Source organism: Alteromonas australica (genome assembly GCF_000730385.1).
Taxonomy (GTDB): Bacteria; Pseudomonadota; Gammaproteobacteria; order Enterobacterales; family Alteromonadaceae; genus Alteromonas; species Alteromonas australica.
Map to the genome: position 1 here is coordinate 806,618 of NZ_CP008849.1, position 14,932 is coordinate 821,549.

The window sequence follows — 14,932 nt, forward strand, 5'->3', positions numbered from 1 at the left end:
GGAAAGTGAATTGGAGCAAAAAAATCAGGTTATTCTTTGGTAGAAATAACCTGATTTAAAGTGGCGGTATGCTCTTGAGGTAGAGTGTACTACGCCGACCTCAGTTCTCTGCGAAGTATTTTGCCTACCGTCGATTTAGGGAGCTCCTCAAGTACGGTGATACGCTTAGGTATTTTGTAATTCGTTAAGTGAGTTTTACAATAGGCAATAACATCATCGTTATCGACCGGTGTACTTACCGTGATAAAGGCACACACTTTTTCCCCGGTTTTGTCATCAGGTTGCCCCACGACGGCCGCTTCCATAATATCCGGGTGAGAAGTCAGTACATCTTCAATTTCATTGGGGTACACGTTAAAGCCTGACACAATGATCATATCTTTGAGACGATCGACAATTTTTATGGCTCCAGAAGCTAAGCGAACACCGATGTCACCCGTTTTGAAATAGCCGTTTGGCGTCATCACTTTGGCTGTTTCGTCGTCTCTGTTCCAGTACCCCAGCATCACCTGTGGGCCTTTTACCGCGATTTGCCCCGACTCGCCTTCCTTTACAGGGTCATCATTCACATCCAGTAACGCCACATCCGTGTCTTGTAATGGCATACCGACGGTACCAATCTCTTCCTCGCCCGGTATATTAAATGACACAACGGGGGCGGTTTCCGACAAACCGTACCCTTCGGTTATCATATTGCCAGTCACGTCTTTCCAAATATTGACGGCGCCCTGTGTGAGTGCGGTGCCCCCGGACATAGTGAGGTGTAGGCGAGAAAAGTCTAATTTCGCAAATTCGGGGTGCCGACCTAAGCCAACAAATAATGTGTTGATGCCGGCAAAGGCAGTGATGGCGTGAGGTTTCATTGTGTGAATAAAACCATCAATATCTCTTGGGTTTGGAATAAGAAGTATTTGGCTGCCTTTGGAAAAAAGCGCCATCATGCATACGGTAAACGCATAAATATGATAAAGCGGCAGAGGGCACACAACAATTTCGTCACCCTCTTTGAACGAGCCGCCTAACCTATCGATCATTTGAATACAGTTACTTAAGACATTTTTATGGCTGAGTGCTGCGCCTTTTGATACGCCCGTGGTGCCGCCGGTGTATTGCAGCATGGCTAAATCATCGAGTTGTGTGGCCGCCCGCGTAAAGGGGGCTAGCGCTTCGCCTTTTTTGATAGCCTCACTTAACGATACTGTATCTTTAATGGTAGGGGCGCTCTTTGGGTCGATGAGTTCGGTGGCTGAGGTCGTTATCACGGTCCCAATACGCGTATCTTGTTTTATTGCATCAAACTTTGGATATAGGTCGCTTAAAATTACCAGCGCGACAGCACCGCTGTCAGTAAACTGATGCTTCATTTCCCTTTCTGTATATAGCGGGTTGGTATTCACAACTACCAAGCCAGCTTTTAAAGCAGCATATACCGCAATGGGGTTTTGGATTAAGTTGGGCAACTGTATCGCAATTCTATCTCCAGCAGACAATTTTGCTTCATGCACAAAAAACCTGGCCAAGGCTGATGCTTTCTCGTCAATCTCTTTGAAAGTTAATGTTTGACCAAGCGCAGTATATGCCGGCTTGTCCGCATACTTTGTTAATACTGTTTCGATGTAATCCGCTAAACTTGTTACGCCCTCTGGGAAGGTAATCATATGCGTCATCCAATTGATTTCTAATGAATGTTACAGTAGCAAAACTTCAATTTTATTTACATACTAGTTACATTATAGCTAACTATTTATATGAATGATGGGTGAGAGCGAATGCCATCCCTCCCATAGCGCCAGCTAAGCATTGAAGGGCGAACCCTGTATATCCGCGCGCGCCCGCAATCAGGGTAACGTTAAGAATGGGGTACATGGCGATAAGCGCGGTAGCTAAGGCGGCGGCACCCGATAAGGCAAAGAGGCCAAGCAATAAAATAGGGCGTTCGTTTTGTTTATATGCCGAGCGAAGAGCAATTTTTTTCGCAAGTGGGCTGGTAACCACGAACCCAATAAGGAGTGCTATCGCAATGATGGCACCGTAGGTAGGTAACAGTCCCAGCACGTCTTTTACAACGGTGGAAAGCCAGATGGATGGTGTAATACGAATATCGAGCTGGGTTAAGCGATACAATACACTACTTGTATGAAATAGGCTGGCGAATAAATAGGTCGTTAGCCAAGCACACAGAAAACGAACGAGCAGATATTTCATAACAGTGCAGTGAATTAGGTTAACGTGCGTTTACCTTAGCAAACATTATTAGCTTATAGCTAGAAGTACCTATTCAGCTTTAAAGGTGTTAACCGGCATAGAAGGAAACCGTCGATGTCTTTATGCTACTATTTAGCACACCTTTATCAATAATGGCGTGGTTACGTGATGCGAATTGTCGTGCTTTTTGCCGCTTTTCTATTTCTTTACTCTGTTGGTGCTGCACCGCAAGCTGAGGTAACAGAGCAACCGTTACCTTTTACGCAGTCTCTCGTGGTCGATAAGCTCGCATACCCGAAAGCAATATTGTCGTTACAAGATGGGCGTTGGGTTATTGCCCTAAGAGACGGTGAGCTTGTCTGTGTTGATACAGATTCAACAATAAAAACACACAAACTTACGCTTCCAGATCTTTATGCACAAGGGCAAGGTGGGCTGCTAGATATAGAGTTAAGCAGTGACTTTTTATCACGTGGACAAGTGCTAATGACCTACAGTAAAGGCACCAAAAGCAACAATGGAATAGCCGTGGTGAAGGGGAATTTGCATAAAGACTGTTCTATCTCTGCGCTTGAAACGGTATTTGCGGTGTCGGATGATAAGGATACACCGGTGCATTACGGGGGGAAATTACTGCCTCTTGCTGACAATGAGTGGTTGGTTACCATTGGCGATGGCTTCGATTATCGCGAAAAAGCCCAGGTCTTAACATCACAATTAGGAAAAGTGCTTAGATTCAACGAGGCGGGGCAGCCATCAGCAACGCCCCCGTTTCCGCAGGCACCTTATGTTTATTCCTACGGCCATAGGAACCCTCAAGGGATTATTTCATTACCTAGCGGGAAAATATTGTTGCATGAGCATGGCCCCGATGGCGGTGATGAGGTCAACGTGCTTAGGGCAGGCGCAAACTATGGTTGGCCTGTCGTTACCTTGGGTACCGACTATTCTGGGGCAAGTATCTCGCCCTTTAAACATTATAAGGGAATGGTGAATCCTATCGTCGACTGGACGCCTTCAATCGCGCCCTCTTCGATGGCTTACTATTACAGTGATAGCTTTGGCGCGTTAACCGGCAAAGTACTGGTCACCGCGCTTAAGGCAAAGGCGTTATATAGCTTGGATCTCTCAACGTCCCCGATAGTGCAACGGCGCGTTTTTCCCCATTTGAACGAGCGCCTCCGAGATGTAGCTGTAGGGCAGAATGGCAGTATTTATATCTTAACAGACGGTAATGATGCGTCTCTCATTCGTTTTTCATCTCCCATGTAGTTTTTTGTTGTCACAATGAGAATTAAGGCGGAGTTTTCATCGAGAATAGCCCTGGTTTTGCAGTAATTGCTTGTAAAATTACTACAAAAAAGAGGTGGGAGCCTTGGCTTCCCCATAAATATGAGAAATAGCTAGGATAACTCTCAGTGACTTTGATGGGTAAATAGTTCTCATTTAGAATTCTGACTTTCCACGTGTTTTCTTAAGTGGTTGCTTTAAGTTTATGATATAAAAAGATAAATATTGCGTTGTTTTAAACGATTTAAATCATTGGCTTCATTCACCTTAGTGTTGAAGATACAACGCAGGCATTTTAATGGCTAATAATCGTGCTCTGTTGATATTGCCTTATTACCAGCAGGGATAAAATCAGTTAAGATAGTGCGATTTTTTAAATACGTACCGCTTAAGCAGGCGTGTTAAAACCCATACGTAAAAGCCATTTTTACGAGAACCAAGACCGAGAGAACCCTATGAGTTTGTATTCAGAATATCTGGCTGAGATCGAGACCCGTAAAACGGAACTAGGTCTTAACCCTAAGCCTATCGACAGTGCAGATCTGCTGTCTGAAATTATTGCTCAAATTAAAGATACAACAAACGAGCACCGCGAAGACTCTCTAAAATTCTTTATCTATAACACCCTGCCAGGTACTACGCCTGCTGCTGGTGTGAAAGCACAATTTTTAAAAGAAATTGTACTTGGCGAAGAAAAAGTAGAAGAAATCACCCCTGAGTTTGCATTAGAGCTGCTTTCACACATGAAAGGCGGCCCGTCAGTAGAAGTGTTACTAGATCTAGCGCTTTCTGACGATGAGTCTGTGGCTAAGCCTGCCGCAGAAGTATTGAAAACCCAGGTATATCTGTACGAAGCTGACACTGAACGTCTTGAAACTGCGTACAAAGCGGGTAACGCCATTGCTAAAGATGTGTTAGAAAGCTATGCAAAAGCAGAGTTCTTCACCAAACTTCCTGAAGTACCAGAGAAAATTGAAGTGGTCACTTACATTGCCGCTGAAGGTGATATTTCAACAGACCTTCTTTCTCCAGGTAACCAAGCACACTCTCGTGCAGACCGCGAACTTCATGGTCAGTGCATGATCACGCCAGAAGCGCAGCAAGAAATTGTTGAGCTAGGTAAAAAGCACCCTAACGCTAAAGTCATGCTTATTGCTGAAAAAGGCACCATGGGTGTAGGTTCTTCTCGTATGTCTGGTGTGAACAACGTAGCACTATGGGCAGGTGAGCCAACAAGCCCTTACATTCCGTTTGTAAATAAAGCGCCAATTGTTGCAGGCACTAACGGTATCGCACCAATCTTCCTGACTACTGTTGATGTCACCGGTGGTATTGGTCTTGACCTTAAAAACTGGGTTAAGAAAACGGATGAAAATGGCGAAATCGTTCGCGATGCAAACGGCGACCCAGTGCTAGAAGAAGCGTACTCTGTAGCGACAGGTACGGTACTGACTATCGATACTAAAGCGAAAAAACTTTACAACGGTTCAGAAGAACTGGTTGACGTATCTGCGTCGTTTACTCCTCAGAAAATGGAGTTCATGAAGGCAGGTGGGTCTTACGCGGTCGTTTTCGGTAAGCAGCTACAAACGTTTGCGGCCACGACCTTAGGTATTGAAGCGCCAGCCGTTTACGCACCTTCTAAAGAAGTATCACACGAAGGCCAAGGCCTAACAGCGGTTGAGAAAATCTTTAACCGTAACGCCGTTGGCGTAAACTCTGACGCACCGCTTCACGCCGGTTCTGACGTGCGCGTTAAAGTCAACATTGTAGGTTCTCAGGACACCACAGGCCCAATGACTTGCCAAGAGCTAGAGTCTATGGCGGCATCGACTATTTCACCTCTTGTTGACGGTGCATATCAGTCAGGTTGTCACACGGCGTCGGTATGGGACAAGAAAGCACAGGCTAACATTCCTAAGCTTATGTCATTCATGAACAACTTTGGTGTCATCACAGCCCGTGATCCTAAAGGTGTTTACCACTCTATGACTGACGTTATTCACAAAGTGCTTAACGACATCACAGTAGATGACCGCGCTATCATCATTGGTGGTGACTCTCACACCCGTATGTCTAAAGGTGTCGCATTCGGTGCCGACTCAGGTACAGTTGCATTAGCACTAGCGACAGGTGAAGCGGCAATGCCAATTCCAGAGTCTGTGAAAGTTACCTTTAAAGGTAGCATGAAAGAGCACATGGACTTCCGTGATGTGGTTCACGCGACGCAAGCGCAAATGCTTAAGCAATTCGCTGGCGAAAACGTATTCCAAGGCCGTGTCATTGAAGTACAAATTGGTACACTACTGGCTGACCAAGCGTTTACATTCACTGACTGGTCTGCAGAAATGAAAGCGAAAGCGTCAATCTGTATCTCTGACAATGAGACGATGGTTGCATCACTTGAGCTTGCTAAGCGCCGTATCCAAATCATGATCGACAAGGGCATGGACAATGAAGCAAACATGCTTCAAGGTCTGATTGATCTTGCTGATAAGCGTATCGCTGAAATTAAGTCGGGTGAAGAGCCAGCGCTTGCACCAGATGACAACGCGAAGTACTACGCAGAAGTGGTTATCGATTTAGACCAAATCGACGAGCCAATGATTGCTGACCCAGACGTAAACAACGAAGACGTATCTAAGCGTTATACCCACGATGTAATCCGTCCGGTTTCTTACTACGATGGTAAGCCAGTAGACCTAGGTTTCGTAGGTTCTTGTATGGTGCACAAAGGCGACATGCAAATCATTGCACAAATGCTGCGTAACCTAGAGAAGCTTAACGGCTCTGTAGAGTTTAAAGCGCCGCTAGTGGTTGCGCCACCTACATATAACATTGTTGACGAGCTTAAAGCAGAAGGTGACTGGGAAGTCCTTGCGAAATACGCAGGTTTTGAGTTTGACGATGCTAAGCCAAAAGAAGCAGCGCGTACTAAGTACGACAACATTCTTTACCTAGAGCGTCCTGGATGTAACCTATGTATGGGTAACCAAGAAAAAGCGGAGCCAGGCGATACGGTAATTGCAACCTCGACTCGCTTGTTCCAAGGCCGTGTAGTGGCTGACTCTTCTGAGAAGAAAGGTGAATCATTACTAGGCTCTACGCCGCTAGTAGTACTTTCAACTGTGCTTGGTCGCTTCCCAACTACGGAAGAATACAAGCAAGCAGTTGAAGGCATTGACCTAACTAAGTTTGCGCCTCCTTCAGAAGATTTGGCGGTCAAACCTAAGTTTGAAGCTGATTTAGCCGTTAAGCGCGTATAACCATTTAAGCTTTTATATTGAGCTAAAAAGCCCCGACTTCGGTCGGGGCTTTTTTATGGCCGCGCTTTCATAGGCGTAGAAGATAAAGTTTAAGATGGTGTAAAAACACTACTGACTTCTAACGCATAGCGCATTGTATTTCTGCAATTTATCGCCATTGTACCAAGCTTCACTACCGTCAATATAATAGGCATTGTAAAGATTTCCTGCAGGCTCGCTAATAGACCAGAGTTGAGTGGTTATGTTATAGAGGGGCGTAGAGCTTTGTTGAAAAGCCGCTCTGAGTTCTTCAATCAAAGGTAAGCGCCAATCGTCGTGACTGTTAAACGATAAGTCGTGGCAATAGGCTACCGCGTCTTCCCAGTTTATGTCTTTTGCGTACTGTGAAGTATAGTCTTGCCACTCTAATGGTGCATTGGGGTCGAACTCGGTTTCTATTAACAAAGATTCACCCATGAGCTCTGCTGCGTGCAGAATATCACCGTCATTTATGCTGATAGCAAGGAACCCCAAAGATGCCGTGTCTCGTACTCTTGACACATTTATCTCACACTTACCCTGGGGCATGATGGGTTGGTCAATACAGTTTTCATTACTGACTGCAAAGGCATTCGGATGTCGTCCTTTCATGGTCAATGAAGATACCACCCAACTATCATCTGAGGTGTTTTTCAAGGTAACGGTTTGCTCTTGGTCGTCGTTAGCGCTAAATCGATAAACGTAAGATGGCAATATGGTTAGCGCAGGCAAAGATACACGAATGTCAGCGACTGACATTTCTTGATCCTCATAAAGCCTTTCAACACGAAAAGATAGGTTGCGGTAAGTATCAACAAAGTCTTGCCCCACATCTAAGGGCGTGATGGCTTCTCTTATGCCTTCGGCTGTTTCATAACCGTAAGTAATTTTGTCTTTGTTTTCTATGCCACCGTTAAAGTCAGTATGACGCACTAATACTTCGTATTCTTGGCTTTTTGCGATGAATTCCTCTTCATCAAATCCACCCAGCTTTTTACGGTATTCGACGTAGTAGTATAATTGCTTTCCTTCTAAACCTTGGCCGATAGGGATTTTTAGTAGCTTTGTACCGGAAGATGACAGCGAAGCTTGGGTTAGCGTATACAGCCCAGATTCGGACACAACGGTAACTTGATCGTCTTCTAGCCAACCAGCTTCACTTCGCCAAATGGTAGAGTAGAGAGGGTAATTAACGTCAAAGCTCATGGTGTCATAGGTTTCCCAATACCCCTTATTCTGACAACTATTATCAAAATGACGGTCTATTAGACTTTGCGGCAAATCGCCTATGGCACAATCGGTTTCAAAGATATGACCAAAACCGAACGTGTGGCCATATTCATGGGCGATGCGACCTGGTGTTAAGCATCCAACCACGTCGTCATCCAAGCCGCCCCCACCCATTACGGCAAAATAACCAAAGTAGTGGTTGTCAGGCCCGACATATCGCTTCGTTTGGTAAGCATAGCAGCCTGGGTTTCCTCTTTCTGAGCGCGAGCCCATTAGAATGAGACGGTCGTATGACGCCAGGTCAGCAAGGTTGCTAATGGCTGCAATGGCATCATCGTGATATTTTTCGTTGTCATAGTTATCTGCAGAAAAGTATTCATCTGCTTCTTTATCAAGTTCTACCCAATCTAATACATCACTTTCCAACCAGGCTTTATTATTTGAGTTTTCTTTTATAAAGGTATTGAGGGAATTAGGATTATTTTGAATCAGGTCATGGGCTTGCTGCCGCGTGATTTTATTTTCTTGGTTTTTAAACCCGATAAGGGCAACTAGCGTTTTCTGTTCACCTAGGTTGTCTTCGAGGTTAGTCTCACCGCTGTCTTCTCCTTCTTCTTCGGTCTCTTCGTCAGGAGGTGTTAATAGGAAAGTCACTGATATTTCGCAATCGGTTGATGCTTCCCCTATGGTGTAAGTGAGGTTCGTTAAACTACCGTTACAACCGCTTATACTTTCAATTTCATAGCCTTCTTCCATTGCAAGCGTAAATGTTGCGGTTTCGCCTTCTGTTACGCTGGCTGAGGTAGGTGAGATCGAGCCGCCCGCGCCAACCGTCGTGCTGATTAAAAATGTGGAAACAGGGGGGGAGCTTTCTTCAGGGGTTGTGGGTATTGATGTATCAGAATCAGAGCCACCGCCACAGGCAAATAGTGTTAACGCTGACGTTGTCACTATCATCTTGGGCAGCAAACGTTGTATCCAATTACAATAGGGGGCGCTATTTTTCATGCTACTCTCTCATTCTTATTGTTCACTTGTAAATTGAGCTAACCAGTGCGAGTTAACGATAGATGAGACACTAACATCCAAGCCTTTTATGGTCTTTCCTTGGAACGCGCAAATTTCACGTATCCGCCGCGGTGATAGTGACAAAGCATGTAAGTGAAAAGCGAGAAAAACCAACATTTAGCACAGTATTTTATTCCGCCCATCTACGTACACTGCACACTTTAACCTTGGAAGAATAATCATGCTGGGTATATCCCCTTTTTTACTGTTGCTTGTGCTTATATATCCTCTAAGTGGATTGGCGTATCCAGGGAGCGGGTCAAGCGAAGCGCTGCAACTCGCTGAGACGTACAACCATCAACTTACCGATAACACGATAAAAGCGTATTTCGTTAGCGAAAAATTAGACGGTATACGCGCTCGCTGGACAGGTAATCAGTTGCTCACTCGTGGCGGCCACCTCATCTATAGTCCAGCATGGTTTACCCGCCAATGGCCCGCTATCCCCCTTGATGGAGAGTTATGGGTAGGCAGAGCTAGGTTTGAGGACGTGTCGTCTATCGTATTGTCACAAACTCCAGATGAACGCTGGCATGAGGTAGTGTTTAAGTTGTTTGATATACCTGACAAAACCCGTCCGTTCGAACAACGAGTAACGCATATGAAAGCACTGGTAAAGGAGGTTAACCAAGCGTGGTTTGGTATGATTCCTCAATACACCTTAACAACCATAGCAGCGCTAGAGCTTGCGTTAGACGAGGTAACTCAAAAAGGTGGCGAGGGATTAATGCTACACCATCGAAAAGCAAAATATGTCCAAGGTCGAGCATCCCATTTACTCAAGGTAAAGCGGTATCAAGACAGCGAAGCCCGAGTGCTTAGTTATATAGAAGGTAAAGGGGAAATAAGCGGGCTGATGGGGGCGCTTAGCGTGATGACCCCAGACGGTATTACATTTAAATTAGGCTCGGGGTTTTCTATGGCGCAACGTCGGTCACCGCCGGCAATAGGTAGCATAGTTACCTATAAATATTATGGTGTGACTAAAAATGGTAAGCCTAGGTTTGCTAGCTTTTTGCATGTGCGTTCATCCAAAGATATAACGATACGCGCAGACCCGACGTTAACTGAATTACCTGCACACTAATATTGATAGTTTTTCTATTTATTATGGGTTTATTTTAATTGTAAAAAGCTATCATAATTTCCCATCTGAATGGCGAATATAAGTGGATAATTCCAATGCGAAATTTAATTTCTACGCCTTTAGCATTATACTGTAGGCGATTTATTAATCACACCTTGCGCCAGTGCGTATAAGACCGTTTACTCCCATTGCGCAAGCTAACTTAGAGGAAGAGACTGTGTTAAAAGACTATCGCAAACACGTTGAAGAGCGTGCGGAACAAGGCATTCCCCCAAAACCTCTCAACGCAGAACAGGTTGCTAGCCTAGTAGAACTTTTGAAAAATCCTCCACAGGGTGAAGGCGAATTCTTACTCGAATTATTATCTGAACGAGTACCACCCGGTGTAGATGAAGCCGCCTATGTAAAAGCGGGCTTTTTAAGCGCCATCGCTAAAGGCGAAGACAGCTGTGATCTTATTTCAAGAGAAAAGGCCGTGGAGTTACTCGGTAATATGCACGGCGGTTACAACATAGCCACACTGGTTGAACTACTCGATGAAGATACCCTTGCACCGCTAGCGGCGAAAGAGCTTAAACATACGTTGCTCATGTTCGACGCCTACCATGATGTGGAAGAAAAGCATAAAGCAGGGAATGAGTATGCTACCGACATTATTAAATCATGGGCTGAAGGGGAGTGGTTTACGTCGCGCAAACTGATGGACGACAAAATCACTTACACCGTGTTTAAAGTGACAGGGGAAACCAACACTGATGACCTATCCCCCGCGCCTGATGCATGGTCACGTCCTGACATTCCTCTTCACGCCCTTGCGGCTTACAAAATGCCTCGTGAAGGATTAGAGCCAGAAGAACCCGGCGTTAAAGGCCCAATGTCACAAATTGAAGAAGTGAAAAGCAAAGGCTACCCTGTCGCCTTCGTGGGAGATGTGGTTGGTACGGGTTCATCACGTAAATCGGCAACAAACTCAGTGTTATGGTTCTTTGGCGAAGACTTGCCAGGCGTGCCGAATAAGCGCGGTGGCGGTGTGTGCATAGGCTCCAAAGTAGCGCCTATCTTCTTTAACACCATGGAAGATGCTGGTGCACTGGTTTTCGAAGCCGATGTGGAAAAAATGAATATGGGGGATGTGATAGATATCTACCCCTTTGAAGGTAAAATTACCAACCATGAAACCGGTGAACTGCTAGCAGAATACAGCTACAAGTCGAAGGTCATTTTAGATGAGGTTCGCGCGGGTGGGCGTATTAACCTGATTATAGGTCGTGGCCTTACTGAAAAGGCCCGCGAAACCTTAGGCTTAGGGCCCACAGATTTATTCCGCAAGCCAGAGCAGCCTAAAGACAGCGGAGCAGGTTTCTCTTTAGCACAGAAAATGGTGGGCAAAGCGTGCGGTGTTGAAGGTATTCGCCCAGGCACATATTGTGAGCCTAAAATGACCACCGTGGGTTCTCAAGATACCACAGGTCCTATGACCCGCGATGAGCTTAAAGACTTAGCTTGTCTTGGTTTTACTGCCGATTTAACGATGCAGTCATTCTGTCACACGGCGGCTTACCCCAAGCCTGTGGATATTGAAACCCAGCACACGTTACCGGATTTTATTATGAATCGCGGCGGCGTGTCACTTCGCCCCGGCGACGGCATTATTCACAGCTGGTTAAACCGCATGTTACTGCCTGACACGGTAGGCACCGGTGGTGACTCCCATACCCGTTTCCCACTCGGGATTTCGTTCCCAGCGGGATCAGGGCTAGTGGCATTTGCTGCGGCAACGGGCGTTATGCCCCTTGATATGCCCGAGTCTATTCTTGTGCGCTTTAAAGGGGAAATGCAACCCGGCATTACTTTGCGCGACTTGGTTCACGCTATTCCGCTGTATGGTATTAAACAAGGCTTATTAACCGTTGAGAAAAAAGGCAAAATTAACGCCTTCTCTGGTCGTATTTTAGAAATAGAGGGCCTTGAAAACTTAACGGTTGAGCAAGCATTTGAACTATCTGACGCCTCGGCAGAGCGCTCTGCGGCAGGTTGTACCATTAACCTTTCACAAGAATCGATTGCCGAGTACTTACGCTCAAACATCACTATGCTTCGTTGGATGATTAATGAAGGCTATGGCGACCCGCGTACACTAGAGCGCCGTGCACAGAAAATGGAAGAGTGGTTGGCTAACCCTGAGTTAATGCGCGCCGATGCCGACGCAGAATATGCAGAGGTTATCGAAATTGACCTTAATGACATTAATGAGCCTATTGTATGCTGCCCGAATGATCCCGACGACGCGAAAACCTTGTCTGAGGTAGCGGGCGACAAAGTGGATGAAGTGTTCATTGGTTCATGCATGACAAATATTGGTCACTTCCGCGCTGCCGGTAAATTGCTTGAACAGTTCAACAAAACTTTGCCCACTCGTTTGTGGATGTCACCACCGACGAAAATGGATAAAGCCCAGTTGATGGAAGAAGGGTATTACAATATTTACGGCCGGGTCGGTGTGCGTACGGAAATGCCTGGATGTTCTTTGTGCATGGGTAACCAAGCCCGCGTAGACGCAGGTGCTACCGTACTTTCAACGTCTACCCGTAACTTCCCGAACCGTTTAGGTGACGGCGCAAATGTGTACCTGACCTCTGCTGAGCTTGCGGCTGTGGGAGCCATTGTAGGGCGAATCCCTACCGCCGAGGAATACATGGAATATGCCAGTAAAATCAATGCAATGTCCGGTGAGGTGTTCCGTTACTTAAACTTCGATAAAATGCCAAGTTTTAAGAAGGCTGAAGAGGAAGCGAAAGCGCGAATTATTCCAACATTGAATGTTGCATAAAATAGTGTATAAACTACCAAGCCGGTTACGTAGGTAGCCGGCTTTTTTTATGGTTGAAGGACTATCTAATGGGAAAATTTTTCTTTGTAGCCACCATGCTTATGGTATCACTAGGCTGCGTTCACGCGCAGGACGATTCGGTACAACAATTGGAACAAGTTCAGTTTGATAACATTGTTATTGAATTGGGTGGTAAAAAATACAACGTAGAATACGCAAAAACCTTCGAACAGCGTGCTCGAGGGCTTATGTTTCGCAAAGAATTATGTGAAGATTGCGGCATGTTTTTCAAGTTCAATACCGCCAAACTTGCCGGTATGTGGATGAAGAATACTTATATCCCCTTAGATGTAGCGTTTATCGACAGAAACGGTGTGATCTCAGATATAAAACCTTTAACACCACACAGCTTAGCGTCTGTGGGGTCATCTAAAAAGGTACTGTTTGCACTGGAAATGAACCAAGGGTGGTTTGCCAAACATAATATCCGTGTTGGAGACCAAATAAATATTCATCGTTAAACTGCGCATTTAATCAGCGCAGTTCAGCCAAAAAAGGCTGGAGTACATTCGGAGTTAAACAAAGTGACAAATGCCTTATCGATAGCCAAGTTCGGCGGGACCAGTGTTGCCAATTATGAAGTTATGCAAAACTGCGCGCGAATTGTTGCCGGTAATGAAAAAACACGCATCGTGGTGGTGAGTGCATCAGCTGGGGTGACCAATCACCTCGTCAGTCTCGCGCACACTCCCATGACACAGCAGAAAATTGAAGAGACATGCCAAGCAATAACCTATATCGAGCTGGCTATCTTAGATAAGCTTGAAGACAAAGAGGCAGTAGCCCCTAAATTAACGGATTTACTTGAGGAAGTGCGCGCATTAGCGTTTCACGAAGAAATACTGCACAGGAATGATCTTAAAGATCAGCTGTTGTCTATGGGTGAACGTATGTCGTCACTGATGTTCTCAAGTGTATTGGCAGAGCAAGGTGTGAACACCATGAACTTTGATGTACGCAAAGTTCTCCGTACCGACAGTGAGTTTGGTGAAGCCGCCCCTCAACTTGAAGAAATTGCGAAGTTGGCCCAACAGCTTTTAGCACCTGAAATCGCTTCGGCTATTGTCGTGACGCAAGGTTTCGTAGGGGCTGATGTGGAAGGCCGCACCACGACTTTAGGTCGTGGTGGTTCTGATTTTACAGCGGCATTACTTGCCGAAGCATTGGACGCAGAGTCTTGTGAAATTTGGACCGATGTCACTGGGGTATACACAACCGACCCGCGTATCACAGAGGCGGCTCATCCTTTACCGGAGCTTAGCTTTGAAGAAGCTGCCGAAATGGCCACCTTTGGGGCTAAGGTACTGCATCCTGCCACCATGGAACCGGCATTACGCAAAGATATCAAAGTCTTCGTAGGATCAAGTAAAGAGCCAGAAAAAGGCGGAACGTGGATTGTACGTGATTGTGAGCATGAGCCACCCTATCGTGCGATTACACGCCGTAAAGAGCAGGTAATGGTGACGGTGAAAACCCCTAAGATGATGTACGCTCAGGGCTTCCTTCAGCAAGTTTTTTCTATTATTGCTAAGCACAAGCTAAGCGTAGACTTGGTCACAACGTCTGAAATCTCGGTGTCTTTTACCTTAGATAACCCAGCAAACTCAGTGGCGCAGCGTTTAAATAAAGAAACCATCGCTGAGCTTGAAACCATCTGTGACGTGAAAGTTGAGAAAGGCTACGATCTTGTTACCGTAGTAGGCAACAATATGCAGACCGCTATTGGCGTATCCAGTAAAATTCTGGCTGCGGTGTCAGACTTTAATTTGCGCATGATTTGTTTCGGCGCAAACCCGCACAATTTATCGTTCTTGGTGAACGAAACTGACAGTGACGATATTGTCAGAAAGCTGCACAAAGCCTTGTTTGAATAAGGCT

9 protein-coding genes are annotated in these 14,932 nt (G+C 45.7%); 6 read left to right on the forward strand and 3 right to left on the reverse strand.

Annotated features, from left to right (window positions below; all coding sequences use genetic code 11):
• Positions 1 to 89 precede the first annotated feature (89 nt).
• Both EP13_RS03505 and EP13_RS03510 read right to left on the reverse strand, forming a co-directional pair.
• The gene (locus tag EP13_RS03505) at positions 90 to 1,658 is read right to left on the reverse strand and encodes an AMP-binding protein (protein WP_081869430.1); all 1,569 of its coding nucleotides are present in this window, start codon (positions 1,656 to 1,658) and stop codon (positions 90 to 92) included.
• A gap of 82 nt (positions 1,659 to 1,740) precedes the next feature.
• Positions 1,741 to 2,205 carry a hypothetical protein gene (locus EP13_RS03510; RefSeq protein WP_044056052.1) on the reverse strand — a complete coding sequence of 155 codons (465 nt, stop codon included), beginning with the start codon at positions 2,203 to 2,205 and terminating at the stop codon, positions 1,741 to 1,743.
• 168 nt (positions 2,206 to 2,373) lie between these two features.
• Here EP13_RS03510 and EP13_RS03515 point away from each other — a divergent pair, with 168 nt between their 5' ends.
• Both EP13_RS03515 and EP13_RS03520 read left to right on the forward strand, forming a co-directional pair.
• Positions 2,374 to 3,477, forward strand: a complete 1,104-nt coding sequence (locus tag EP13_RS03515; RefSeq protein WP_052364264.1) for a PQQ-dependent sugar dehydrogenase — start codon at positions 2,374 to 2,376, stop codon at positions 3,475 to 3,477.
• A gap of 473 nt (positions 3,478 to 3,950) precedes the next feature.
• Positions 3,951 to 6,761: a bifunctional aconitate hydratase 2/2-methylisocitrate dehydratase gene (locus EP13_RS03520; RefSeq protein ID WP_044056053.1), complete on the forward strand. Its 2,811-nt coding sequence runs from the start codon at positions 3,951 to 3,953 to the stop codon at positions 6,759 to 6,761.
• Between the two features lie 108 nt (positions 6,762 to 6,869).
• On the opposite strand, the gene EP13_RS03525 is transcribed toward EP13_RS03520, so the two are convergent.
• A complete protein-coding gene (locus tag EP13_RS03525) occupies positions 6,870 to 9,017 on the reverse strand; it encodes an Lcl domain-containing protein (protein ID WP_044056054.1) in 2,148 nt (715 codons plus the stop codon).
• Positions 9,018 to 9,258: 241 nt separating this feature from the next.
• Between EP13_RS03525 and EP13_RS03530 the strand changes: the two genes are divergently transcribed.
• The 4 genes from EP13_RS03530 (at position 9,259) to lysC (ending at position 14,928) form a co-directional block, all read left to right on the forward strand.
• A complete protein-coding gene (locus tag EP13_RS03530) occupies positions 9,259 to 10,164 on the forward strand; it encodes a DNA ligase (RefSeq protein WP_052364265.1) in 906 nt (301 codons plus the stop codon).
• A 217-nt stretch (positions 10,165 to 10,381) separates the two neighbouring features.
• Positions 10,382 to 12,994 (forward strand): bifunctional aconitate hydratase 2/2-methylisocitrate dehydratase, encoded by a 2,613-nt coding sequence (gene acnB, locus EP13_RS03535; protein ID WP_044056055.1) that lies wholly within the window; start codon positions 10,382 to 10,384, stop codon positions 12,992 to 12,994.
• Positions 12,995 to 13,062: 68 nt separating this feature from the next.
• Complete coding sequence (locus tag EP13_RS03540) at positions 13,063 to 13,515, forward strand: DUF192 domain-containing protein (protein WP_044056056.1); 453 nt, start codon at positions 13,063 to 13,065, stop codon at positions 13,513 to 13,515.
• A 63-nt stretch (positions 13,516 to 13,578) separates the two neighbouring features.
• A complete protein-coding gene (gene lysC / locus EP13_RS03545; protein ID WP_044056057.1) occupies positions 13,579 to 14,928 on the forward strand; it encodes a lysine-sensitive aspartokinase 3 in 1,350 nt (449 codons plus the stop codon).
• Positions 14,929 to 14,932: the final 4 nt, after the last annotated feature.

Coding starts and splice junctions, on each gene's coding strand:
- EP13_RS03505 (WP_081869430.1), bottom strand. CDS start 1,658: ATGATTACCTTCCCAGAGGGCGTAACAAGTTTAGCGGATTACATCGAA.
- EP13_RS03510 (WP_044056052.1), bottom strand. CDS start 2,205: ATGAAATATCTGCTCGTTCGTTTTCTGTGTGCTTGGCTAACGACCTAT.
- EP13_RS03515 (WP_052364264.1), top strand. CDS start 2,374: ATGCGAATTGTCGTGCTTTTTGCCGCTTTTCTATTTCTTTACTCTGTT.
- EP13_RS03520 (WP_044056053.1), top strand. CDS start 3,951: ATGAGTTTGTATTCAGAATATCTGGCTGAGATCGAGACCCGTAAAACG.
- EP13_RS03525 (WP_044056054.1), bottom strand. CDS start 9,017: ATGAAAAATAGCGCCCCCTATTGTAATTGGATACAACGTTTGCTGCCC.
- EP13_RS03530 (WP_052364265.1), top strand. CDS start 9,259: ATGCTGGGTATATCCCCTTTTTTACTGTTGCTTGTGCTTATATATCCT.
- EP13_RS03540 (WP_044056056.1), top strand. CDS start 13,063: ATGGGAAAATTTTTCTTTGTAGCCACCATGCTTATGGTATCACTAGGC.